The sequence below is a fragment of the Streptomyces virginiae genome, assembly GCF_041432505.1.
GTDB lineage: Bacteria > Actinomycetota > Actinomycetes > Streptomycetales > Streptomycetaceae > Streptomyces > Streptomyces virginiae_A.
Map to the genome: position 1 here is coordinate 4,485,730 of NZ_CP107871.1, position 20,765 is coordinate 4,506,494.

The window sequence follows — 20,765 nt, forward strand, 5'->3', positions numbered from 1 at the left end:
CAGGACAGTGGAAGAAGGGCACGATCCCAGGGGGGACCAGCACGCCGGAGGCGTACAGACATGGGACTCTTCGACTTCCTGAAGTCCGACAAACACAAGGCGCACGACGCCACCGAGAAGGCGAAGGAGCAGGTGCAGCAGCAGGCGGGCGAGACGCGGAGGCCGCCCGCGGGGTCGGCGGCCGACGCCGCGTCGGCCACCCGGGCCACCGCCGAGCGCATGGCCGCGGCGGCGCCGCCCAGGCCCGTCCCCGCGACCCCGACCCCCACGTCCGCGGCGCACAAGGCGGTGCCCGCCGCCCCCCGGCCGACCGCGATGCCCAAGCCCGGGGCCTTCTCCCCCGCCGCGCCGGGCGCCATGCACACGCCGACCCCGCACTCGGCCGCGCACAAGGCGGTACCGGCGGCCCCGACGCGGGGGCCCGGGTCCGCCGCCAAGAAGCGCACGTACACCGTCCGGGCCGGCGACTCGCTCCCCGCGATCGCCCGTAAGGAACTGGGCAACGAGGCCCGCTGGCGTGAGGTCTACGCGATGAACAGGGGAGCCGTCGGCCCCAATCCCGACCTCATCCGTCCGGGCACGGTGCTCACCCTCCCCGGCTGACGCCCCGCGGATGCGGAAGGGGCCCGGATCCTGGTGACAGGATCCGGGCCCCTTCCCGTGCGCCGTTCAGAGTTGCCTGTCGTCGGGGCCCGATTCGGCCTCGCGCTCCTTCTCGGCCAGCTCCTCGTCGAAGCCGGTCGGCGCCGCGTCGCGCGCCGACAGCTCGGTGGCCGCCGGCGGTTCGACGAGCCAGTCCGGATTCGACTGCTGGTCCCACCACTTCCACGCCGCGAAGGCGGCCGCCGCCAGTACGCCGACCAGTGCGACACCGCGCAGGATCTTTCCGTTGCGCTCGCGTCGGTGATGACGTCGCACCAGCTTCTGCACTTCCTTGGCGGTCACCTGGCCGCGCAGCGCCGCGATGGCGGCCGTCGACCGGGACGCGGCCTCCTCGGCCACCGGTGTGGCGGCCGCGATCGCGCTCTCGATCTTCGGCTGGGTGTATTCGGCGGCCTGCCGTGCCGCCCGGCGCGCCTGCGTCGCCGCCCGGTCGACGGGCGGCGGCACATGGGCCCGCGCCGCCTTGAGCCGGGGATGCAGATGGCAGTCGTAGGTCGAACGGGCGTGCTGGGCGGCGCTGGTCGCCGCGTACGACACCTTGGGTGCCAGCCGCTCGTTCGCTTCCTGGGCGTAGTGCACCGCGGCTTCCTTGGCGGATTCCGCGTACGGTGCCACCACTTCCGTCGCGTGCCGCACACTCTCCCTGGCGCTCTCGGCTGCCAGGCGCATGCTCTCCTTGCCGGTCACGGGATCCTCCTCCTCGGTGGCGGACACAGTTCACCTTTCCACCCTTTGTCGGATCATGCCTGCCATATCGCGGACAGGCATGCGTGACAGGGCATACGGGTGGAGGATTTCAGTGCCGCGGAGCGCTCCGTGCGACCATCTGGACCGACAGTGATGACTATGGAAGGCAGATCCGTGGCCGAGAAGCTCTACGCCACCCTGAAGACGAACCACGGCGACATCGAGATCGAGCTGCTGGAGAACTTCGCCCCGAAGACCGTCAGGAACTTCGTCGAGCTCGCCACGGGCGCCCGGGAATGGACCCGCCCCACCGACGGCCAGAAGACCACGGACCCGCTGTACGACGGCACCGTCTTCCACCGTGTCATCAGCGGCTTCATGATCCAGGGCGGCGACCCGCTCGGCAACGGCACCGGCGGCCCCGGCTACCGGTTCGCGGACGAGTTCCACCCCGACCTGGCCTTCACCAAGCCCTTCCTGCTCGCCATGGCCAACGCGGGCCCGGGCACCAACGGCTCGCAGTTCTTCATCACCGTCGCGCCCACCGCCTGGCTGACGCGCAAGCACACCATCTTCGGCGAGGTCACCGACCCGGCCAGCCAGAAGGTGGTGCAGGCCATCGCCGCCGGCCCCACCAACCCGCGCACCGAGCGCCCCCTGGACGACGTGATCATCCAGTCCGTGGTCGTCGAGAAGCGCTGACGCCCGGGAACCTTCCGGCCCCGCCCGTCCGTACTGGATACGTACCGGCGGGGCAGCCCCGCCTCGCCGCTGACCGAGGGAACCGATGGACACCGACCGTCTGCCGGGCTGCTACCGCCACCCGGACCGCGACACGGGGATCAGCTGCACCCGCTGCGAGCGTCCCATCTGCCCCGAGTGCATGATCAGCGCCTCGGTCGGCTTCCAGTGCCCCGAATGCGTCCAGGCGGGCTCCGGCACCGGGCACCGGCCGACCGCGAACGCGCCGCGCACCATCGCGGGCGGGGTGGTCGCCGCCGATCCCCATCTGGTCACCAAGATCCTCATCGGGATCAACGTCCTGGTGTTCCTCGCGGTGCTCGCCGACCCGGCGCTCGCGGTCGGGATGGAGCTGATCGGCCGGTACCGGGAGTTCGAGTACCTCGTCGGGCCGATCCGGGGAGTTTCCACAGGCGAGTACCACCGGCTGTTGACCTCGGTGTTCCTGCACATCGAGTGGTGGCACATCATCGGCAACATGATCGGCCTGTGGGTGATCGGCGGGCCGCTGGAGGCGGCGCTGGGCCGGGTCCGCTATCTCGCGGTCTTCCTGCTCTCGGGGCTCGGCGGCAGCGCGCTGGTCTATCTGCTGAGCGAGCCGAACGTTCCGACCCTCGGTGCCTCCGGGGCGGTCTTCGGCCTGCTGGGCGCGACCGTCGTCCTGGCGAAGCGGCTGCGCTACGAGATGCGGCCGGTGATCGTCATGGTCGTGCTGATGCTGGTGCTGACCTTCGTACCGCTCGGTGGCGCGCTCACGGTGTCCTGGCAGGCCCATGTGGGTGGCCTGGTCACCGGAGCGCTGGTGGGTCTGGGCATGCTCATGCCCACCGCCGGCCGGCATCGCGCGCTCGTCCAATGGGGCACCTGCGCGGTGGCCTTCCTGCTGGCCGCGATGCTGATCCTGATCCGCACCGCGGAACTCACCTGATCACACCGGCGTCAACTCTCCACAGAGTTATCCACAGATCTTCTGTCTTTTCCTCAGGTGTGGATGACGCTGTGGATAACTCATGGGGAGAGCTTCCCTCAGGGGCTTTCGGGTGCTACTTCCACTGCGTGGATACGCCGAATCCGGCAGCGATGAAGCCGAAACCGACCACAATGTTCCAATTGCCCAGCGACTCGATCGGCAGCTGGGTCTCGGTCACGTAGAACACGACGATCCACGCGAGTCCGATCAGGAAGAACGCCAGCATGACCGGGGCGACCCAGCTGCGATTCGTCAGCCGGATGTTCTGCGGCTGCCGGGTCGGCGGCGGCGTGTAGTCGTCCTTCTTGCGGATACGTGACTTCGGCACGAGGGGCTCTCCTGTCGATGCGCTGGGGACCTTGCCTGCCCCGGGCGTCCGTTAGCGTAGTGGACCTGTGGCGTTGAAGGAGAAGGGTACGTTGAGCAATTCAGACGACTCCTCCGCGGGTCCCCGTCGCCGGGCCAGGCCGGTCCGGCTGCTGACGGCCGCCGTCTTCGCCCTGGCCGGGCTGCTCTTCGTCACCAGTTTCAACACCTCCAAGGGTACGAACATCCGGACGGATGCCTCACTCCTGAAGCTGTCGGACCTCATCAAGGAGCGCAGCCAGGACAACGCGGAGCTGGAACAGAGCACCGCGGCCGTACGCGGACGGGTGGACACCCTCGCGGAGCGTGACGACGGCAGCACCAAGGCCGAGGACGCCAAGCTGGCCGCCCTGCGCGCCGCCTCCGGCACCGAGGAGCTGACCGGCAAGGGCCTGACGGTCACCCTCAACGACGCCCCGCCGAACGCCACCGCCCGTATCCCCAACGTGCCCGAGCCGCAGCCCAACGACCTGGTGATCCACCAGCAGGACCTGCAGGCCGTGGTCAACGCCCTGTGGCGCGGCGGTGCCCAGGGCATCCAGGTCATGGACCAGCGGCTGATCTCCACCAGCGCGGTGCGCTGCGTGGGCAACACCCTGATCCTCCAGGGCCGCGTCTACTCGCCCCCGTACAAGATCTCGGCGGTCGGTGACCCGGGCACGATGAAGAAGGCCCTCGCCGCCTCCCCGGCCCTGCAGAACTACCAGCTGTACGTGAACGCCTACGGGCTCGGCTGGAAAGTGGACGAGCACAAGGCGCTGACACTTCCCGGCTACTCCGGCACAGTGGACCTCCACTATGCGAAGCCGGTGGCGCCCACCCCGTGATCGGGTCCGTCCTGACGTCGTACTGCGCCTGGTGGTACGGACGTTCAGCGAGGTGTGCCTGACGGCGGGCACCCTCATCGTGCTCTTCGTCGCCTACGTCCTGCTGTGGACCGGGGTCAAGGCCGACCGGGCCATGGACGGGGAGAGGGACCGGATGCGCGACCGCTGGGCGGCCGCCCCGGCCGCCGCTCCCCTGCCCACGCCGTCGCAGGCCCCCTCGCAAGCCCCCTCGCAGCCCCCGCCGGCATCCCGGCCGCCGACCGCGCCGCCCGAGCGGCATCCCGCCGGCCGGGCCTTCGCCGAGATGTACGTCCCGCGCTTCGGCCGGGACTGGGTCAAGCCCGTACTGGAGGGCACCGACCCCGAACTGCTGAAGAAGGGCCTGGGCCACTACGCCGCCACCGCCCCCCTGGGAGCGGTCGGGAACTTCTCGGTGGCCGGCCACCGGCGCACCTACGGGGACCCCTTCAAGGACTTCCCGCGCCTGCGCCCGGGCGACGTGGTGATCCTCAAGGACGCGAGCACCTGGTACACCTACACGCTCCGCTCCGCGCCCCTGCGCACGCTGCCCACCGATGTCGCCGTGGTCGACCCGGTCCCGGAGAAATCGCCGTTCCGGGCGCCCGGCCGCTATCTGACCCTGACGACCTGCGATCCGGAATGGGGCCACAGCCACCGGCTGGTCGTCTGGGCGGAGCTGACCGGGACGCGCCCCGCGGCCCAGGGGGCACCGGAGGGTTTGTCCGGGTGACCCACCCTTTCGGGCCGCTGCCTTTAGTCTGTTCGCGTACCGCCCCCGCGGTGCGTTGAACGAACGTGGACGAAAAGGAATCGGGCGGCATGTACGGCTGGATCTGGCGGCACCTGCCGGGAAACGCGTGGGTCCGCGCGATGATCTCGCTCGTACTGATCCTCGCGGTGGTCTTCGTGCTGTTCCAGTACGTCTTCCCGTGGGCCGAGCCGCTCCTCCCGTTCAACGATGTGACGGTGGACGAGGGATCGGGAGCCACTCCGTGAGCGCGCGCATTCTGGTTGTGGACAACTACGACAGCTTTGTCTTCAACCTGGTCCAGTACCTCTACCAGCTCGGCGCCGAATGCGAGGTGCTGCGCAACGACGAGGTCGAGCTCTCGCACGCGCAGGACGGCTTCGACGGCGTGCTGCTGTCCCCCGGCCCCGGTACGCCGGAGGAGGCGGGCGTCTGCATCGACATGGTCCGCCACTGCGCGAGCACGGCCGTCCCCGTCTTCGGCGTGTGCCTCGGCATGCAGTCGATGGCGGTCGCCTACGGAGGCGTCGTGGGCCGGGCGCCCGAGCTGCTGCACGGCAAGACCTCACCCGTGATCCACGAGGGGCTCGGCGTGTTCGAGGGCCTGCCGTCGCCGTTCACCGCCACCCGCTACCACTCCCTCGCCGCCGAGCCCGGGACCCTGCCGGACGCGCTGGAGGTCACGGCGCGGACCGAGGACGGGATCATCATGGGCCTGCGCCATCGGGAGCACGATGTCGAGGGCGTGCAGTTCCACCCCGAGTCGGTGCTGACCGAGTGGGGTCACCGGATGCTCGCCAACTGGCTGGTGCGGTGCGGTGACGCGGGTGCCGTGGAGCGCTCGGTGGGGCTGGCCCCGGTGGTGGGCAAGGCCGTCGCGTGACCGCGGTCGCGCCGTCCGCGCCCACGCAGGGCCGGGCCGCGCGACGCAGGGCCGCTCAGGAGGCCGCGAAACAGGCCGCCCGAAGCAGCCGCAGGCGCGGCGGCCGGCGGCGCAAACGGCCGGCATCGGGCGGCCCGGTGGTCGTCGCGAGCCGACTGGGTGGAGAGCTCTTCATCACGCTGGGCCTGGTGATGCTGCTGTTCGTCGCCTACCAGCTCTGGTACACGAACCTGCTGGCGGAGCGGGTGGCCGACGGCGCCGCCGGTTCCCTGCGGCAGAACTGGGAGAGGGATCCCGGCGGCTCCGGGGCCGCCGCACCGACCGTCACGGCCTTCGAGCCAGGCCAGGGCTTCGCGATCCTGCACATCCCGAAGCTGGACGTGAAGGTCCCGGTGGCGGAGGGGATCAGCAAGCCGAAGGTGCTCGACAAGGGCATGGTCGGGCACTACGGCGAGGGCGCGCTGAAGACGGCGATGCCGGCCGACAAGCAGGGCAACTTCGCGCTGGCCGGACACCGCAACACCCACGGGGAGCCGTTCCGCTACATCAACCGGCTGGTCCCCGGGGATCCCGTCGTGGTCGAGACCCGGGACGCCTACTACACGTACGAGACGACCTCGTCGCTCGCGCAGACACCGCCGACGAACGTGGCGGTGATCAAGCCCGTGCCGGAGGGTTCGGGATTCACCTCCGCGGGCCGGTACATCACGCTGACCACCTGCACCCCGGAGTTCACCAGCACCTACCGGATGATCGTATGGGGCAGGATGACCGATGAACGCCCCCGCAGCCAGGGCCCACCGCCCGCGCTGACCAGTTAAGGACGAATCAGCAGTGTCTCGTGCCCGCCGCCGCGCCGCGGCCCCGCCCGTCGGCAACCGCAGTGTGCTCGCGGGATTCCTGAGCCTGCTGGGCGAGGTCCTGATCACCGTGGGCCTGGTGCTGGGCCTGTTCGTGGCCTACTCGCTGTGGTGGACGAACGTGCTCGCGGACCGGCAGGCGTCGGCGCGCGGGGACGAGATCCGCCGGCAGTGGCAGGCCCCGTCCCCGGAGGCCGCCGGGCCGGGGGCGCTGGACACCCAGGACGGCGTCGGCTTCCTGCACGTACCGGCGATGCGCAACGGCGAGGTGCTCGTCAAGGCGGGGACCGACCCGGACACCCTCGACGACGGCGTGGCCGGGTACTACACCGAGCCGGTGAAGTCGGCGCTGCCGTGGGACGAGAAGGGCAACTTCTCGCTCGCCGCGCACCGGGACGGCCACGGGGCGAAGTTCCACAACATCGACAAGGTGAGGAACGGCGACGCGATCGTCTTCGAGACCCGCGACACCTGGTACGTCTACAAGGTCTTCGCGGAGCTGCGCCAGACCTCGAAGTTCAACACCGACGTGATCAACGCGGTCCCCAAGGACTCGGGGAAGACCACCCCCGGCCGGTACATCACGCTCACCACCTGCACGCCGGTCTACACCTCGAAGTACCGGTACATCGTGTGGGGCGAGCTGGTCCGCACCGAGAAGGCGGACGCGAAGCGGACCCCGCCGGTCGAACTGCGCTGAGCGCGCGGAACCCGCTCGCCCCGGTGCCGTCAGGGCCCCGCAGCGCCCCTCTGGGAGGCGCCGGCGCCTCCTGGGCCCCAGGAGACCCACCCGTCCCGGATACGGCCGCAGGCGGCCGTACAGCGGCGTGACGCACGAAGGTCCGGCCTCCTTCCCGGGAACGGGGAGGAGGCCGGACCTTTCGCTCGTGCCGGTGGCCGGGGCCACCCGGGCGGTCGCGTCAGCGGTTGTCGCCCAGGCCGCCGATCAGGCCGCCGTTGTTGTTGCCGCCCTGCTGCTGGCCGCCACCGCCGAGGGCGATGACGTTCACGGCCTGGCCCGAGGTGACCGGGGTACCCGGCAGCGGGTCCGTGCGCACGACGACCGCGTTGCCGTCCGTCGAGCCGCTGACGATGCCGAGCCGGAGGTTCGCGCGCCGCAGCTCGTCCTTGTACTGGTCCACGGTGAGGCCGTTGAAGTTGGGCACCACGGTCTGCGCCGAGGCCTTGGCGATGGTGACGTTCACCGTCTTGCCCACCTCGATCTCCTCGCCCGCCTCGATCTGCTGGCCGATGACCGTGCCGGGAACGGCTCCGGGAGCCTCTTGCTCCGTCACGCTGCCGAGCCGGAGCTTGGCGTCCGTGAGGGCCTTGATCGCCTCGTCCTTCTTCTTGCCCCGCAGCTCCGGCACCGTGGCCTTGGTGATCTCCTTGGCGACGGTCAGCGTGACGACGCTGTTGCGCTCCGCCTCGGTGCCGCTCTTCGGACTCTGCTCCAGGACGGTCCCCGCCGGCCGGTCGGACTCCTGCGGCTTGCGGTCGACCTGGAAGCCCTTCTCCTTGAGCTGCTTCTCGGCCTCCTCGAAGCTGAGGCTCTGCACGTTGATGACCGTCACCTTGGGCGCGCCCGTGGAGATCGTCACCGTGACGGTCGATCCGTTGTCCACCTTGGTGTCGGCCGCCGGATCCTGCTTGCAGACGTTGCCCTTGGGCTGGTCGTCGCAGGGTGCGTCCTGGCCCTTGACCACCTTGAGGCCGACGTTCTCGCCGCTCTTCTGCGCCACCTCGAAGGTCTGGCCGATGAGCTTGGGCACGGCGGGCCGGTTGTCGGCGCCCTCGCCGAAGAGGGAACGACCGATGAGGATCGCGCCGACCAGCACGAGGATGCCCGCAGCGACGAGCAGGACGGTGGACGCCTTGCTCTTCTTCTGCCGGCGGCCCGGGCCCTGGTCGTAGCCGCCGTGGCCGTATCCGCCGTCGCCCGGGGGCATGGGCGGCATCATCGACGTCTGGGCACCGGGATCGGTGGTGCGCAGGGCGGTGGTGGGCTGGTCGTAGCCCTGGTGCCCGTAGCCGCTGCCCGGGTCGGGGTAGCCGTAGCCACCGGCCGCACCCATGGTGGCGGCGGCCGCGACGGGCTGGCCGTCGAGGCAGGCCTCGATGTCGGCGCGCATCTCGTCGGCCGACTGGTAGCGGTAATCGGGGTCCTTGACCAATGCCTTGAGGACGATGGCGTCCATCTCGGGCGTGATCTCGGGGTCGAAGTTCGACGGCGGCTGCGGCTCTTCCCGTACGTGCTGGTAGGCGACGGCCACCGGGGAGTCGCCGACGAACGGGGGCCGGACGCTGAGGAGCTCGTAGAGCAGGCAGCCCGCGGAGTAGAGGTCGGAGCGCGCGTCGACCTGCTCGCCCTTGGCCTGCTCGGGCGAGAGGTACTGGGCGGTGCCGATGACGGCGGCCGTCTGCGTCATGGTCATGCCGGAGTCGCCCATGGCGCGGGCGATGCCGAAGTCCATGACCTTGACCTGGCCGGTACGGGTCAGCATCACGTTGGCGGGCTTGATGTCGCGGTGCACGATGCCGGCGCGGTGCGAGTACTCCAGGGCCTGGAGGATGCCGATGCACATCTCCAGCGTGCGTTCGGGCAGCAGCTTGCGGCCCGAGTGCAGCAGCTCGCGCAGCGTGGAACCGTCGACGTACTCCATCACGATGTACGGGATGGAGATGTTGTCGACGTAGTCCTCGCCGGTGTCGTAGACCGCGACGATCGCCGGGTGGTTCAGCGACGCGGCCGACTGGGCCTCGCGCCGGAACCGGGCCTGGAAGGACGGATCACGGGCGAGATCGGCACGCAGGGTCTTGACGGCGACGGTACGGCCGAGCCGGGTGTCGTGGGCGAGGTACACCTCGGCCATGCCACCACGGCCGAGCACGTGGCTCAGCTCGTACCGGCCGCCGAGGCGACGCGGCTCTTCCATAACGTTGCAGCCCTCTCCGTCAGTCCCGACCGCACCTGTGTGTGGTCCGGCGGTGTGCTGTTCGCGCAAAGGCTACCGGCCGATCGTCCGTGATCGGTTCGTGGCCACAGGCTGATACTGGACCGGTACCGTACGCTCGGACCCGGCCGGAATTCTGTGATCTGAGTCACTGGAACCCGGCCGTGATCCCTCGGTCATCCCTGGCTCTTCAGCACCGCTTCCATGACCGCCTTGGCGACGGGAGCGGCCAGACCGCCACCGCTGATGTCCTCGCGGTCCGCCTCGCTGTCCTCGATCACGACGGCGACGGCGACGGGCGAGGCCTTGTCCGGGGTCTCGGCGTAGGAGATGAACCAGGCGTACGGGCGCTTCTTGTTGCCCTCGCCGTGCTGCGCCGTACCGGTCTTGCCGCCGACCGTCACGCCGTTCATCTTGGCCTTGGAGCCGGTGCCGTTCGCGACGACGTTGACCATCATCTGCTGCACCTTCTCCGCGTTGGCGGCGGAGAGCGGCCGGCTCATCTCCTGCGGCTCGTGCTTCTCGATGACGTCCAGGTTGGGAGCCTGGAGCATGTCGACCATGTACGGCTTCATCAGCTTGCCGTCGTTCGCGATCGCGGCCGTGACCATGGCCATCTGCAGCGGGGTGGCGGCGGTGTTGAACTGACCGATGGAGCTCTGGGCGTTGCCGTCCTTGCCCATCTTCTTGTCGTAGATGCTGGCGAACGCGCGGACCGGAACGTCGATCTTGTCGTTGTTGAAGCCGAACTTCTCCGAGGTCTCCACCATCTTGTCGCGGGTGACCTTGTCGCCCATGTTCGCGAAGACGGAGTTGCAGGAGATGCGCAGCGCCTCGTTGAGGCTCGCCTTCTCGCAGCCCTTGGCGTGGTTGATCATCTCGGTCTTGGTGCCGGGCAGGAAGTACGGGTCCGGGGTGTCCGTCGGGGCGTTGATGTCCTGGACGACGCCGTGTTCGAGGGCGGCCGCCGCGGTGACCACCTTGAAGGTGGAGCCCGGCGGGTACGTCTCGCGCAGGGCGCGGTTCACGAGGTTCTTGTCCTCGCTGTCCTTCAGCTCGACCCAGGCCTTCTCGTCGTCCTTGGAGTTGCCCGCGAAGCGCGAGGGGTCGTACGAGGGCGTGGAGACCAGGGCCAGGATCGCGCCGGTGCGCGGGTCGATGGCCGCGACGGCGCCCTTCTTCGTGCCCAGCGCCTCGAAGGCGGCCTTCTGGGCCTCGGGGTTGAGCGTGGTGACGACGTTGCCGCCCTGCTTCTTCTCCCCGGTGAACATGCCGATGGTGCGGTCGAAGAACAGCCGGTCGTCGTTGCCGGTGAGGATGCCGTCCTCGAGGGACTCCAGCTGGGTGGAGCCGAAGGCCTGGGAGGCGTACCCGGTCACGGGAGCCCAGAGCTCACCGTTCGTGTAGGTCCGCTTGAACTTGTAGTCGCTGCCGTCGGTCACCTTGGAGCCGGTGATCGGGTCGCCCTTGACGATGATGTTGCCGCGCTCGGTCGCGTACTGGGCGATCTGGACCCGGCGGTTCTCCTTGCGCGTGCTGAGCTCCTCCGCCTGCACGTACTGCAGCCAGTTGGTACGGATCAGCAGGGCGAGGACGAGCAGCCCGCAGAACAGCGAGATGCGGCGCAGGGGCTTGTTCATGACGGACGGACCACCTGGGTCATCTCGGAGTCGGGGGACGGGGCGGGGGCCGGTGCGGGGCGGCGTGCGGTGTCGCTGATCCGGATGAGGATGGCGATGAGGATCCAGTTCGCCAGGACGGAGGAACCGCCGGAGGCGAGGAAGGGCATCGTCATGCCGGTGAGGGGGATGAGACCCATGACTCCACCGGCGACCACGAAGATCTGGAGCGCGAAGGCGCCGGAGAGGCCGATGGCGAAGAGCTTGCCGAAGGGGTCGCGGGCGGCGAGCGCGGTGCGCACACCGCGCTCGATGATGAGCCCGTAGAGCAGGAGGAAGGCCATCACTCCGGCGAGGCCGAGTTCTTCGCCGACGGTGGAGAAGATGAAGTCGGAGTTGGCCGCGAAGCCGATCAGGTCGGAGTTGCCCTGGCCCCAGCCGGCGCCGAGGACCCCGCCGGAACCGAAGCTCATGATCGACTGGCCGACCTGCTCGCAGGCGCCCGAGGTGGTGTAGCAGGCGAAGGGGTCCAGCCAGGCGTTGACACGGGCCTGGACGTGGCTGGCGAAGGTGCCGACGACCACCGCGCCGCCCACCGACATCAGCAGGCCGATGACGATCCAGCTGGTGCGCTCGGTGGCCACGTACAGCATGATCACGAACATGCCGAAGAAGAGCAGCGAGGTGCCGAGGTCGTTCTCGAAGACGAGGACGAGCAGGCTCATCGCCCAGATCATCAGGATCGGGCCGAGGTCACGGCCACGCGGCAGGTAGAGGCCCATGAAGCGGCGGCTGGCCAGCGCCAGCGCGTCCCGCTTCACCATCAGATAGCCGGCGAAGAAGATCGCGATGACGATCTTCGCGAACTCACCGGGCTGGATGGAGAAGCCGCCGACGCTGATCCAGATCTTGGCGCCGAAGACGTCGGCGCCGAGGCCCGGGATGACGGGCAGGATCAGCAGGACCAGGGCGCCGGCCATGGAGATGTACGTGAACCGCTGCAGGACGCGGTGGTCCTTGAGGACCAGCAGGACGGCGGCGAACAGGGCGATGGCGACCGCCGTGTACATCATCTGGCGGGGCGCGGAGGGGGAGAACCCGCCGAAGGCCCGCTTCGCCAGGTTCTGCAGGCGCTCGGACTGGTCCAGGCGCCAGATCAGGACGAGGCCGAGCCCGTTGAGGAGCGTGGCGAGGGGGAGCAGCAGCGGGTCGGCGTACTTGGCGTACCGGCGCACGACGAGGTGTGCGATCCCGGCGAGGGCGCCGAGGCCGAGGCCGTAGAGCACCATGCCGGGGGGCAGGGAGCCGTTGATCGCGAGGCCCACGTTGGCGTAGGCGAACATCGGGATGAGCACGGCGAAGCCGAGCAGGAGGAGCTCGGTGTTCCGCCTGCTCGGCAGCTCGATGGCGCCGATCGTGGTGGTGTTGGTGACTACGCTCATGGTGTGGCAGGCCCCCTGCGCCCGCGTATGTCTACTACTTGCCGCACAGCCCGACCAGTGCCTGCTCCTCGGGAGTCAGGCTGGGGGCGGGCGTCTGGCTGTTCGCCTCGGCCTTGCGACGTTCCTCGTCCTTCTTGCAGGCGGACGTCTGGACGCCGAGATCATCGAGCTTCTTGCGCGCCGCGTCGAAGCTGTTCTCGCTGATGGTGGCCTCGACCAGCTTCCGCTTGAAGGGCGGCAGGTACTTCAGTTCGATGTCGGGGCGATCGGTCTCCACCTTGGAGAGCTCCAGCGGCCCCAGCTTCGGGCTGATCCCGCGGAAGAGCGCGACGTGCTCGCCCTTCACGCCCACGTAGAACTGGGTCTGGGTCCAGCGCCAGCCGGCGTAGAGGCCACCGCCGACGACACCGGCGACGATGAGCAGGGTCAGCGTACGCGTGGTCCACTTGCGCCCTTTGCTGCGGCGCCTGCGGGGGTGGTCGTACGTGTCCTCGTAGCCGGGGTCGGCGGTGTAGGCCTCGGCTTCGCCGAAGGTGCCGTACGCGCCGCCGCCCTTGCCCTGGTCGGGGGAGTACCCGTAGCCGTTGGCGTCGCCGCTGCCGGGCGGGCCGAAGGCGCCGGCGGGGGGCCGGCCCTGGCGGCCGAGGCCCGAGGCGCGGCCGGCCGGGGTCTGCATGGCGTTACCGCCGTCGAAGAGCTGGTGCTGGTTCTCGGCGACCGCGCCGACGACCACCGGGGTGTCGCTGACCTGGGCGGCGAGGGTGTCACCGCTGTCGGTGTCGAGGACGTCGGCGACGATGCAGGTGATGTTGTCGGGTCCGCCGCCGCGCAGGGCGAGCTGGATCAGCGACTGCACGGTCTCGTGGGGACCGTGGTAGTCGGCGAGGGTCTCCTCCAGGGTCTGGTGGGAGACGACGCCGGAGAGTCCGTCGGAGCAGATCAGGTAGCGGTCACCGGCCCGGACCTCACGGATGGAGAGGTCGGGCTCGACGATGTCGCCGCTGCCGAGCGCGCGCATCAGCAGGGAGCGCTGCGGGTGGGTGGTGGCTTCTTCCTCGGTGATGCGCCCCTCGTCGACGAGGCGCTGCACCCAGGTGTGGTCCTGGGTGATCTGGGTGAGGACGCCGTCGCGGAGCAGGTAGGCGCGGGAGTCGCCGACATGGACGAGGCCGAGGCGCTGGCCTGTCCACAGCAGGGCGGTCAGGGTGGTGCCCATGCCCTCGAGCTGCGGGTCCTCCTCGACCATCACGCGCAGCTGGTCGTTGGCGCGCTGCACGGCCGTGGCCAGCGAGGTGAGGATGTCGGAGCCCGGGACGTCGTCGTCGAGCTGCACGAGGGTGGAGATCACCTCGGAGCTCGCGACCTCGCCGGCGGCCTGGCCTCCCATGCCGTCGGCGATCGCGAGGAGGCGGGGACCGGCGTAGCCGGAGTCCTCGTTCCCCTCACGGATCATGCCCTTGTGTGATCCGGCGGCGAACCGCAAGGACAGACTCATGCGCACCTGCCCTGTCGACGAAGCTGCCTCCGGGTACAACCGGTCTCGAGCCACACTGCCCACCCTCCGGTCGGGAGCGCGCTGGGGTCCGTGCCCTCGGTGGGACGGATCGCCGCCGCGCGCTCGCTCCGCTCGCTCATTCTCGTACTACTTCCGCAGCTCGATGACGGTCTTGCCGATGCGGATCGGTGCGCCCGGCGGAATGGGCGTCGGGGTGGTCAGCCGGGTCCGGTCGAGATACGTGCCGTTGGTGGACCCGAGATCCTCGACGATCCACTGGCCGTCACGGTCGGGATAGATCCTGGCATGGCGGCTGGACGCGTAGTCGTCGTCCAGCACGATCGTGGAGTCGTGCGCGCGGCCAAGCGTGATCGTCTGGCCGGCGAGGGCCACCGTGGTTCCCGTGAGGATGCCCTCGGAGACGACGAGTTTGGTGGGTGCCCCGCGCCGCTGGCGCTGCTGCGGAGGCGTGGCCTGCCGGCCACCCGCCTGCTGCGGGGCGCCGCCGGCGCCCGCGCCGTTACGACGGGAGCCGCGTTGGGTCACGCGCGTCCCGAAGAGATCGCTGCGGATGACCTGGACGGCCACGATGACGAACAGCCACAGAACGGCCAGGAAACCCAACCGCATGACCGTCAGGGTCAGCTCTGACATTGCCCCCGCTTCACCCTTCGGCTTGCCGGTAAATGATGGTGGTACTGCCCACGACGATCCGCGAGCCGTCGCGGAGCGTAGCGCGGGTGGTGTGCTGCCCGTCCACCACGATGCCGTTGGTGGACCCGAGATCCTGGATCGTCGAGGGCGTTCCGGTCCGGATCTCACAGTGCCGGCGCGATACGCCGGGGTCGTCGATCCGCACGTCGGCTTCCGTGCTTCGGCCGAGTACGAGCGTGGGGCGCGAGATCTGGTGGCGGGTGCCGTTGATCTCGATCCAGTGGCGCCGGGGGCCACCCGGGCCGGCCGCGGGGGCCGGTCCGGCGGGTCCGACCGGGGCGGGCCGCCGAGCGCCGGGTCCGCCCGGGGGCGGGGCGCTGGGCATGGGCGGGGCCGCGACCGGGGGATATCCGTAGCCGCCCTGTGGCTGGTTCTCCGGCGGGTAGCCGTAGCCGCCCTGCGGTGAGGGCGGTCCTGCCTGCGGCTGGGAGGTGCTGGAGGCCAGGGTACGGCTGCGGACCCGGTAGAGCCCGGTGTCGAGGTCGTCGGCCTTCTCCAGGTTGACCTTGATGGGGCCCATGAAGCTGTAGCGCTGCTGCTTGGCGTAGTCGCGGACGAGGCCCGCGAGCTCGTCGCCGAGCTGCCCGGAGTAGGGGCTCAGACGGTCGTAGTCGCCGGCGCTGAGCTCCACGATGAAGTCGTTGGGGACGACGGTCCGCTCGCGGTTCCAGATGGTGGCGTTGTTGTCGCACTCCCGCTGGAGGGCTCCGGCGATCTCCACCGGCTGGACCTCGGACTTGAACACCTTGGCGAAGGTGCCGTTCACCAGACCTTCGAGTCGCTGCTCGAACCGCTTCAGAACTCCCATGGGGCACCTCCTCCGTCGCTGTCGCCCTGTACTGCTTACTGATCGTATCCACGCGTGGCGGATTCGGGTGGTTCCCCATCGTTCCTGTGAGGACGAGTGTTGGTCCTCACAAGGGATCGTAGGGGCGCTCCAGGGACAGTGTCCCGCACCGGGAGCGGAGTGCGGGAGGGGCCGTCCACGGAGGGGTCCGGGGGTGCCGGGAAAGCGATGTGAATCCACCCCGTTCTCCGTGCTAATGTTTCGACGTCGCCAGGGGAAAGGCCCGAAAGGGAAGATCCACTGGGACGCTGCTCGGGCGAGTGGCGGAACGGCAGACGCGCTGGCTTCAGGTGCCAGTGTCCTTCGGGACGTGGGGGTTCAAATCCCCCCTCGCCCACATCGACGAGACGGTCGTCACTGCGAAAGCGGTGGCGGCCGTTTCGTGTTTCCCCGCTTCGCCTCCTGCCCTTCCGCGGTCGTGGGTGTGACGTACGTCCCTGTTCGGTGCCCCTGACCTGTGGTCCTGTCGGACGACAGGGTTAGGGTGAGCCAACTGTCCGAATTGTGAGACCAGTTGTGGCCGCCGGGTGTGCGCGATCGTGCACTCCGGTCGGTGCGAGGAGTCGTGCGTGGGTTTCGACGAGGAGTGGGGGCGGCTGCGCGCCGCCGCGACGGAGCGGGTGGACACCGGGACTCCGACGGAGCCGGCCGAACCGGCGCGTGAGCCGGATCCGGCCGCCGAGGTGGACGTGGAGGCGGCCCGCGAGGCCGTGCTGGAGCGATTGGCGGATTTCCGCAGCCGGGTGGTGCTGGTGCCGCTGGACGATCGCGGCGGCCTGTGGACGGCGGAGCTGGGCGGTCTGGACTGGATCTGCGCGTTCTCGGGCTTGGAGACGCTGGCCCGGTTCGCCGACGCGCGGGGCGAGGACGAGCGGGAGTGGCCGTACCGGCGGATCGTCGGCGCGCGGCTGCTGGACGAGGTGATCCCGGCGCTCGACTTCCCGTGCGGGGTGGCGCTGGACGCGGCCGGGCCGGACGGGATCGTCTTCCCGCCGCTGCGGGGTCTGGTGCCGGACGGTGCGGCGCTCGACGGGGACGGACCGGAGGGGAAGGCGTGAGCGGGGACGGGGCGGACGTCGATGTCTCGAAGCAGGCGCTGGGGCAGATAGCGAAGGGCATCACGGACACGCTGGGCGAGCTGAAGGAGCTCGGCATGGTGGGTTCGGCCTCCATGGGCCGGGGCTTCTCGGACCTGGCGCTGTCGGGGATGGAGAGCGGGCACGAGGGCCTGACGGCGTCGATGAAGACGTTCTGCGAGCGCTGGGGGTGGGGCGTCCGGGCGCTGGTGCAGCAGGGCAACCAGTTTGCGTTCGACGTCGGTCTGTCGGCGGGCGTGATGCACGAGCAGGACCAGTACATCCAGGGCAGCTTCAAGGTCCTGACGAACTCCGCGATGGGCAATCCCTACGCGTCGGAGAAGGACGTCATCGACAAGGACTGGGGCGAGGTCCTGTCCGACAACCCGTACACACAGATCCGGGACGCCGACTACAGCGCCGACTCCTTCGACCGGGCCCGCGAGAACAGCGAGGAAGCCTGGAAGGGCGCCGTGCGGGACGTCAACAGCTCGGACATGCTCCTCGGTAACCAGATCATCAACGCGACGGGGATGCGGGACGAGGTGGACGCGGCCGTCGACGACTGGGTCGGACCGGCGCCGCAGCCGCAGCCGTCGGGCGGTGAGCGCTGATGACGGACTGGGGCGGCCTGCTGGACAAGGGCCTGCAGAAGCTGGACGACGGCTGGGAGGGGACGAAGAAGGTCGTCGGGCAGGGCGTCGACAAGGCCACCGACGGGATCGGTGCCGGCCTGGAGTACGTCGGGGCGGACGACTGGGCGGACAAGGTCGAGGACTGGGGCGACGACTTCGCCTCGGACATGGGCGCTTCGGTCGGCGAGCAGCAGCTCGGCCAGAGCGAGCAGGCGAACGAACTGGTGCACGGCAAGCCCGCGAAGATCCGGGAGTCGGCGAAGCACCTGAAGGACTTCCAGGGCGCGTTCGACCGGGTCGGCCAGGGCATGCGGGCGCTGGACTCGGGTCACTGGAAGGGGCAGGCGGCCGACGCGTTCCGCGAGAAGTTCGCCATGCACCCCACGGACTGGCTGCACGCCTCCGACGCCTGCGAGGTGGCGGCGGGCGCGCTGACCCGGTACGCGGAGACGGTGGAGTGGGCGCAGAAGCAGGCGCAGCAGGCCATCGACCTGTACAAGGCGGCGGTCAAGGCCGCCAAGGACGCCCACGAGTCGTACGCCGCGAAGGTCGAGACCTACAACGCGACGGCGAAGGCCGGCCGGGATCCCGGACCGGAGCCGCAGAAGCCGGGCGACGTGGGCAAGGCCGACGCCCGGCGGGCCCACGAGATCCTGAACGAGGCCCGCAGGCAGCGCGACGAGGCCGCCGGGGCCGTGGCCAAGACGATGGACGCGGCCCTCGCGCACGCCCCGAAGGAGCCCTCGGCGACGGACCGGGCGCTGGCCGGGATCACCGACTACTACGGCGGCCAGGCGGTGGAGCTCAACCACTTCGTCGGCGGCGTGGTCAAGGGCACGGCCGGGCTGCTCAACTTCGCCCGCGGCCTGAACCCGATGGACCCGTACAACCTCACCCACCCCGCCGAGTACCAGCAGAACCTCAACATGACGCTGGCCGGTCTGGTGTCGACCGCCGCCCACCCGGAGCGGATCCCGGGCGCGCTGATCGACAGCTTCAAGGACGACCCGTCGGAGGGCCTGGGCCGACTCGTGCCGGAGCTGCTCGGCACCAAGGGATTCGGCGGGGCCCGGGCGGGCGTGCGGGTCGCGGAGGCGGCGGCGACGAAGCCCTCGGCCTGGTCGCACCTGGCGAAGCCGACCAAGGGCGTGACGGAGCGGCCCTCGATCCACGCCGACTCGGTCGGGAAGAAGGACGCCCAGAAGTTCATCGACGACCAGTACCCGTGGCTCAAGGACATGAACAACACGAACATGCCGGGCTACCAGTACAACTGCACCAACAACGTGGTGACGCTGGACCGCCGGCTGGACGGCGTGGAGGTCTCGGCCGCGCCGAAGACCGGGCCGGGCGACATCCCGTACAAGGAACTGGGTGTGGAGCCGAGCGCGAAGAAGGTCGTCGGCACCTACGACGACATCGTCAAGGACCTGGAGGCGCGGGGGCCGGATTCGCGCAGTGTCGTCGCGATCTCCCGCCACGGGATGGCCGGTCACGTCTTCAACGCGGTGAACACGCCCCACGGTGTCGTCTTCCTGGACGGCCAGACGGGGAAGCTGGCCACACTCGAGACACACAACATCAGCGAGATCGCCCATGTCCCCTACCGCTAGCGTCGTCAGGAATCAGAAATGCTCACGTTGAACGAGGCCCTCGAAGCGGCCCGGGCCCGCCTGGAGCAGGCGTTCGCCTCGGAGCCGTGGACGATCGTGCTGCAGCCGGAGCTCACCCAGGAGCACGAGCTGGCCTGGATCGTCCGGTACGACACCCAGGAGAGCATCGACGCCGGGGACCCCATGGTGGGTCCGTTCAACAAACTGGTGATCGTGCCCAAGGACGGGTCCCGGGTGGACTTCCCCCCGACGCACCTGCCCCTCGACGAATACCTCGCCTACGTCCGCCACGGCGGCTGGCAGCGGGCGGGCCTGGCGAAGACCTCCAAGGCCGAGCCGTGGCAGACCGCGCTGGAGTGGCTGCTGTCCACCTACAACGGGCTCGTCGAGCTGGTGGGCATCGACCCCGTCGCCGAGGACGCCGGGACCTGGCTGTTCGCCTGTCGGACCACCGAGCAGCCGGGCTATCCGCGGACGCCGATGCTGGCCGCGTCGCTCGTGGTGCCCAAGGACTACGGGGAGCCCTTCCATCCCGCGTCGAACGATCCGTGGGGCGACGCCTCGGCGTACACGCGGGACCCGGTGGAGCGCGACGCGCAGACCCAGGCCCGGCGGCTGAACGCGCGCGGCTGCGTGGTCACGACGGCCGCGGCGATCGCGGGCGGCCCCTCCTCGCCGTTGCCCTGGCAGCCCGCGCACGAGGCGCCCGGCTGGTGGGAGCTGCTGCTGCGCCGCTACTTCCCCGCCGCCCGCGAGCTGCGGTGCGTGAGCTGGGACGAGGTGATCACGCGGGCCGAGGAGACCGGACCGGACACCCAGGGCGTGGTGTGGGTGCGGCGGGTCATCGGCGGCACCGAGGTCAGCGGGCACCTGCTGTACGTGCACAACAACAACGGCCAGGTGGCGTTCCTGGACGGGATGACCGGCGGGCTGGCCCGGCTGGACCAGGTCGGGGTGCTGCAGCTGGTCTTCGCCCGGGTCGAGCCCGGGGTCGAGGACGCGGCGGCGGCGCCCGACCTCGCCACCGCCCGGCACAAGGCCGAGCGGTGGCTGAGGCGGACCTATGCGGAACCCGTCGAGCTGGTGGAGCCGGCCGCCGAGGACGAGACCGCCCGGGGGTGGCTGTTCGCCTGCCAGACGACGGCCGCGCTGCGCACCGGTGACTGGCGCCGAGGGATGCTCGACGCCGCGGTGGTCGTGCCGAAGGGGCCTCAGGAGCCGTTCCTGCTGCCCAACTCCGATCCCTGGGGGTTCCTGGCCGCCTGGGACCGGGACCAGCCGGCGGGGCCTTCGCCCGTGCCGGACAAGGCCGACTGGTTCACCTCCACGATGGCGGAGCTGGGCCCGGTGCTGTCCGTCTCGGAGTATCCGACCGTGACCGCGGCCGTCGAGGGACTCGCGGCCCTGCCGGCCGGGGGCCGAGCCCTGGTGTGGGTACGGCGGCTGGACGCGCGCGGGCGGGAGAGCACCGGGCTGCTGCTCGCCGGGCTGCACAGCGAGTCGGGGATGGTGGGGCTGATCGACTCCGCCGCGCAGGAGCTGCGGGACCTGGACGGCTTCCGCGAGTCCGGGGTGCGCGTGGTCCGGTATCGGTGACGGAGCGC

General features: G+C 70.0%; 20 protein-coding genes, 1 tRNA gene and 1 pseudogene. 14 read left to right on the plus strand and 8 right to left on the minus strand.

The features are described from left to right. Positions 1 to 60 precede the first annotated feature (60 nt). Positions 61 to 603, plus strand: coding sequence for a LysM peptidoglycan-binding domain-containing protein (locus OG624_RS20915; RefSeq protein WP_161294807.1), 543 nt, complete (start codon positions 61 to 63; stop codon positions 601 to 603). 66 nt (positions 604 to 669) lie between these two features. On the opposite strand, the gene OG624_RS20920 is transcribed toward OG624_RS20915, so the two are convergent. Beyond that, complete coding sequence (locus OG624_RS20920; protein ID WP_161294843.1) at positions 670 to 1,350, minus strand: DUF5324 family protein; 681 nt, start codon at positions 1,348 to 1,350, stop codon at positions 670 to 672. A gap of 174 nt (positions 1,351 to 1,524) precedes the next feature. On the opposite strand from OG624_RS20920, the gene OG624_RS20925 reads away from it, so the two are divergent. Together OG624_RS20925 and OG624_RS20930 are read left to right on the plus strand one after the other, a co-directional pair. Next, positions 1,525 to 2,052 (plus strand): peptidylprolyl isomerase, encoded by a 528-nt coding sequence (locus OG624_RS20925; protein WP_033214886.1) that lies wholly within the window; start codon positions 1,525 to 1,527, stop codon positions 2,050 to 2,052. 85 nt (positions 2,053 to 2,137) lie between these two features. Beyond that, a complete protein-coding gene (locus OG624_RS20930) occupies positions 2,138 to 3,019 on the plus strand; it encodes a rhomboid family intramembrane serine protease (RefSeq protein ID WP_033214885.1) in 882 nt (293 codons plus the stop codon). A 115-nt stretch (positions 3,020 to 3,134) separates the two neighbouring features. Here OG624_RS20930 and crgA read toward each other — a convergent pair whose 3' ends face one another. Next, on the minus strand, positions 3,135 to 3,389 hold the full coding sequence (gene crgA / locus OG624_RS20935) for a cell division protein CrgA (protein ID WP_033214882.1): 255 nt from the start codon (positions 3,387 to 3,389) through the stop codon (positions 3,135 to 3,137). Between the two features lie 91 nt (positions 3,390 to 3,480). Here crgA and OG624_RS20940 point away from each other — a divergent pair, with 91 nt between their 5' ends. The 6 genes and pseudogenes from OG624_RS20940 (at position 3,481) to OG624_RS20965 (ending at position 7,466) form a co-directional block, all read left to right on the plus strand. Next, positions 3,481 to 4,254, plus strand: a complete 774-nt coding sequence (locus OG624_RS20940) for a DUF881 domain-containing protein (RefSeq protein WP_030755224.1) — start codon at positions 3,481 to 3,483, stop codon at positions 4,252 to 4,254. After that, positions 4,226 to 5,005: a class E sortase gene (locus OG624_RS20945; protein ID WP_051762414.1), complete on the plus strand. Its 780-nt coding sequence runs from the start codon at positions 4,226 to 4,228 to the stop codon at positions 5,003 to 5,005. Before OG624_RS20940 ends, OG624_RS20945 begins: the two co-directional genes overlap by 29 nt. 65 nt (positions 5,006 to 5,070) lie before the next feature. Next, positions 5,071 to 5,271 (plus strand): hypothetical protein, encoded by a 201-nt coding sequence (locus OG624_RS20950; RefSeq protein WP_158711719.1) that lies wholly within the window; start codon positions 5,071 to 5,073, stop codon positions 5,269 to 5,271. Beyond that, positions 5,268 to 5,906, plus strand: a complete 639-nt coding sequence (locus tag OG624_RS20955; RefSeq protein WP_030714081.1) for an aminodeoxychorismate/anthranilate synthase component II — start codon at positions 5,268 to 5,270, stop codon at positions 5,904 to 5,906. Before OG624_RS20950 ends, OG624_RS20955 begins: the two co-directional genes overlap by 4 nt. 140 nt (positions 5,907 to 6,046) lie before the next feature. Further along, a pseudogene (locus OG624_RS20960) lies at positions 6,047 to 6,727 on the plus strand (class E sortase); the annotation flags it as partial. Positions 6,728 to 6,740: 13 nt separating this feature from the next. Beyond that, entirely contained in the window at positions 6,741 to 7,466 is a 726-nt protein-coding gene (locus OG624_RS20965; RefSeq protein WP_371639697.1) for a class E sortase, read from the plus strand. A gap of 220 nt (positions 7,467 to 7,686) precedes the next feature. Here OG624_RS20965 and pknB read toward each other — a convergent pair whose 3' ends face one another. The 6 genes from pknB to OG624_RS20995 form a co-directional block, all read right to left on the minus strand. Then, positions 7,687 to 9,702, minus strand: a complete 2,016-nt coding sequence (gene pknB, locus OG624_RS20970; RefSeq protein WP_033214875.1) for a Stk1 family PASTA domain-containing Ser/Thr kinase — start codon at positions 9,700 to 9,702, stop codon at positions 7,687 to 7,689. Positions 9,703 to 9,896: 194 nt separating this feature from the next. Next, a complete protein-coding gene (locus OG624_RS20975) occupies positions 9,897 to 11,360 on the minus strand; it encodes a peptidoglycan D,D-transpeptidase FtsI family protein (RefSeq protein WP_033214873.1) in 1,464 nt (487 codons plus the stop codon). Further along, complete coding sequence (locus OG624_RS20980) at positions 11,357 to 12,781, minus strand: FtsW/RodA/SpoVE family cell cycle protein (RefSeq protein ID WP_033214872.1); 1,425 nt, start codon at positions 12,779 to 12,781, stop codon at positions 11,357 to 11,359. The genes OG624_RS20975 and OG624_RS20980 overlap by 4 nt, the downstream gene beginning before the upstream one ends. Before the next feature lie 34 nt (positions 12,782 to 12,815). Further along, a complete protein-coding gene (locus OG624_RS20985) occupies positions 12,816 to 14,276 on the minus strand; it encodes a PP2C family protein-serine/threonine phosphatase (RefSeq protein WP_033214870.1) in 1,461 nt (486 codons plus the stop codon). A gap of 147 nt (positions 14,277 to 14,423) precedes the next feature. Then, positions 14,424 to 14,930, minus strand: a complete 507-nt coding sequence (locus OG624_RS20990) for an FHA domain-containing protein FhaB/FipA (RefSeq protein ID WP_033214868.1) — start codon at positions 14,928 to 14,930, stop codon at positions 14,424 to 14,426. A gap of 10 nt (positions 14,931 to 14,940) precedes the next feature. Continuing rightward, positions 14,941 to 15,798 (minus strand): FhaA domain-containing protein, encoded by an 858-nt coding sequence (locus tag OG624_RS20995; protein ID WP_161294797.1) that lies wholly within the window; start codon positions 15,796 to 15,798, stop codon positions 14,941 to 14,943. A 293-nt stretch (positions 15,799 to 16,091) separates the two neighbouring features. Between OG624_RS20995 and OG624_RS21000 the strand changes: the two genes are divergently transcribed. The 5 genes from OG624_RS21000 (at position 16,092) to OG624_RS21020 (ending at position 20,757) form a co-directional block, all read left to right on the plus strand. Next, positions 16,092 to 16,174 (plus strand) — tRNA-Leu (locus OG624_RS21000). 232 nt (positions 16,175 to 16,406) lie between these two features. Then, positions 16,407 to 16,895, plus strand: a complete 489-nt coding sequence (locus tag OG624_RS21005) for a hypothetical protein (RefSeq protein WP_033214863.1) — start codon at positions 16,407 to 16,409, stop codon at positions 16,893 to 16,895. Further along, a complete protein-coding gene (locus tag OG624_RS21010; protein ID WP_371588118.1) occupies positions 16,892 to 17,527 on the plus strand; it encodes a hypothetical protein in 636 nt (211 codons plus the stop codon). The genes OG624_RS21005 and OG624_RS21010 overlap by 4 nt, the downstream gene beginning before the upstream one ends. Continuing rightward, positions 17,527 to 19,161 carry a putative T7SS-secreted protein gene (locus OG624_RS21015; RefSeq protein ID WP_033214858.1) on the plus strand — a complete coding sequence of 545 codons (1,635 nt, stop codon included), beginning with the start codon at positions 17,527 to 17,529 and terminating at the stop codon, positions 19,159 to 19,161. The genes OG624_RS21010 and OG624_RS21015 overlap by 1 nt, the downstream gene beginning before the upstream one ends. Positions 19,162 to 19,179: 18 nt before the next feature. Then, positions 19,180 to 20,757: a YrhB domain-containing protein gene (locus tag OG624_RS21020; protein ID WP_326748500.1), complete on the plus strand. Its 1,578-nt coding sequence runs from the start codon at positions 19,180 to 19,182 to the stop codon at positions 20,755 to 20,757. Positions 20,758 to 20,765 lie beyond the last annotated feature (8 nt).

What these genes read in the sequence shown, in the direction of transcription:
- OG624_RS20915 (WP_161294807.1), top strand. Translation starts at nt 61, where the DNA reads ATGGGACTCTTCGACTTCCTGAAGTCCGACAAACACAAGGCGCACGAC.
- OG624_RS20930 (WP_033214885.1), top strand. Translation starts at nt 2,138, where the DNA reads ATGGACACCGACCGTCTGCCGGGCTGCTACCGCCACCCGGACCGCGAC.
- OG624_RS20945 (WP_051762414.1), top strand. Translation starts at nt 4,226, where the DNA reads ATGCGAAGCCGGTGGCGCCCACCCCGTGATCGGGTCCGTCCTGACGTC.
- pknB (WP_033214875.1), bottom strand. Translation starts at nt 9,702, where the DNA reads ATGGAAGAGCCGCGTCGCCTCGGCGGCCGGTACGAGCTGAGCCACGTG.
- OG624_RS20975 (WP_033214873.1), bottom strand. Translation starts at nt 11,360, where the DNA reads ATGAACAAGCCCCTGCGCCGCATCTCGCTGTTCTGCGGGCTGCTCGTC.
- OG624_RS20980 (WP_033214872.1), bottom strand. Translation starts at nt 12,781, where the DNA reads ATGAGCGTAGTCACCAACACCACCACGATCGGCGCCATCGAGCTGCCG.
- OG624_RS20985 (WP_033214870.1), bottom strand. Translation starts at nt 14,276, where the DNA reads ATGAGTCTGTCCTTGCGGTTCGCCGCCGGATCACACAAGGGCATGATC.
- OG624_RS20990 (WP_033214868.1), bottom strand. Translation starts at nt 14,930, where the DNA reads ATGTCAGAGCTGACCCTGACGGTCATGCGGTTGGGTTTCCTGGCCGTT.
- OG624_RS20995 (WP_161294797.1), bottom strand. Translation starts at nt 15,798, where the DNA reads ATGGGAGTTCTGAAGCGGTTCGAGCAGCGACTCGAAGGTCTGGTGAAC.
- OG624_RS21015 (WP_033214858.1), top strand. Translation starts at nt 17,527, where the DNA reads ATGACGGACTGGGGCGGCCTGCTGGACAAGGGCCTGCAGAAGCTGGAC.
- OG624_RS21020 (WP_326748500.1), top strand. Translation starts at nt 19,180, where the DNA reads ATGCTCACGTTGAACGAGGCCCTCGAAGCGGCCCGGGCCCGCCTGGAG.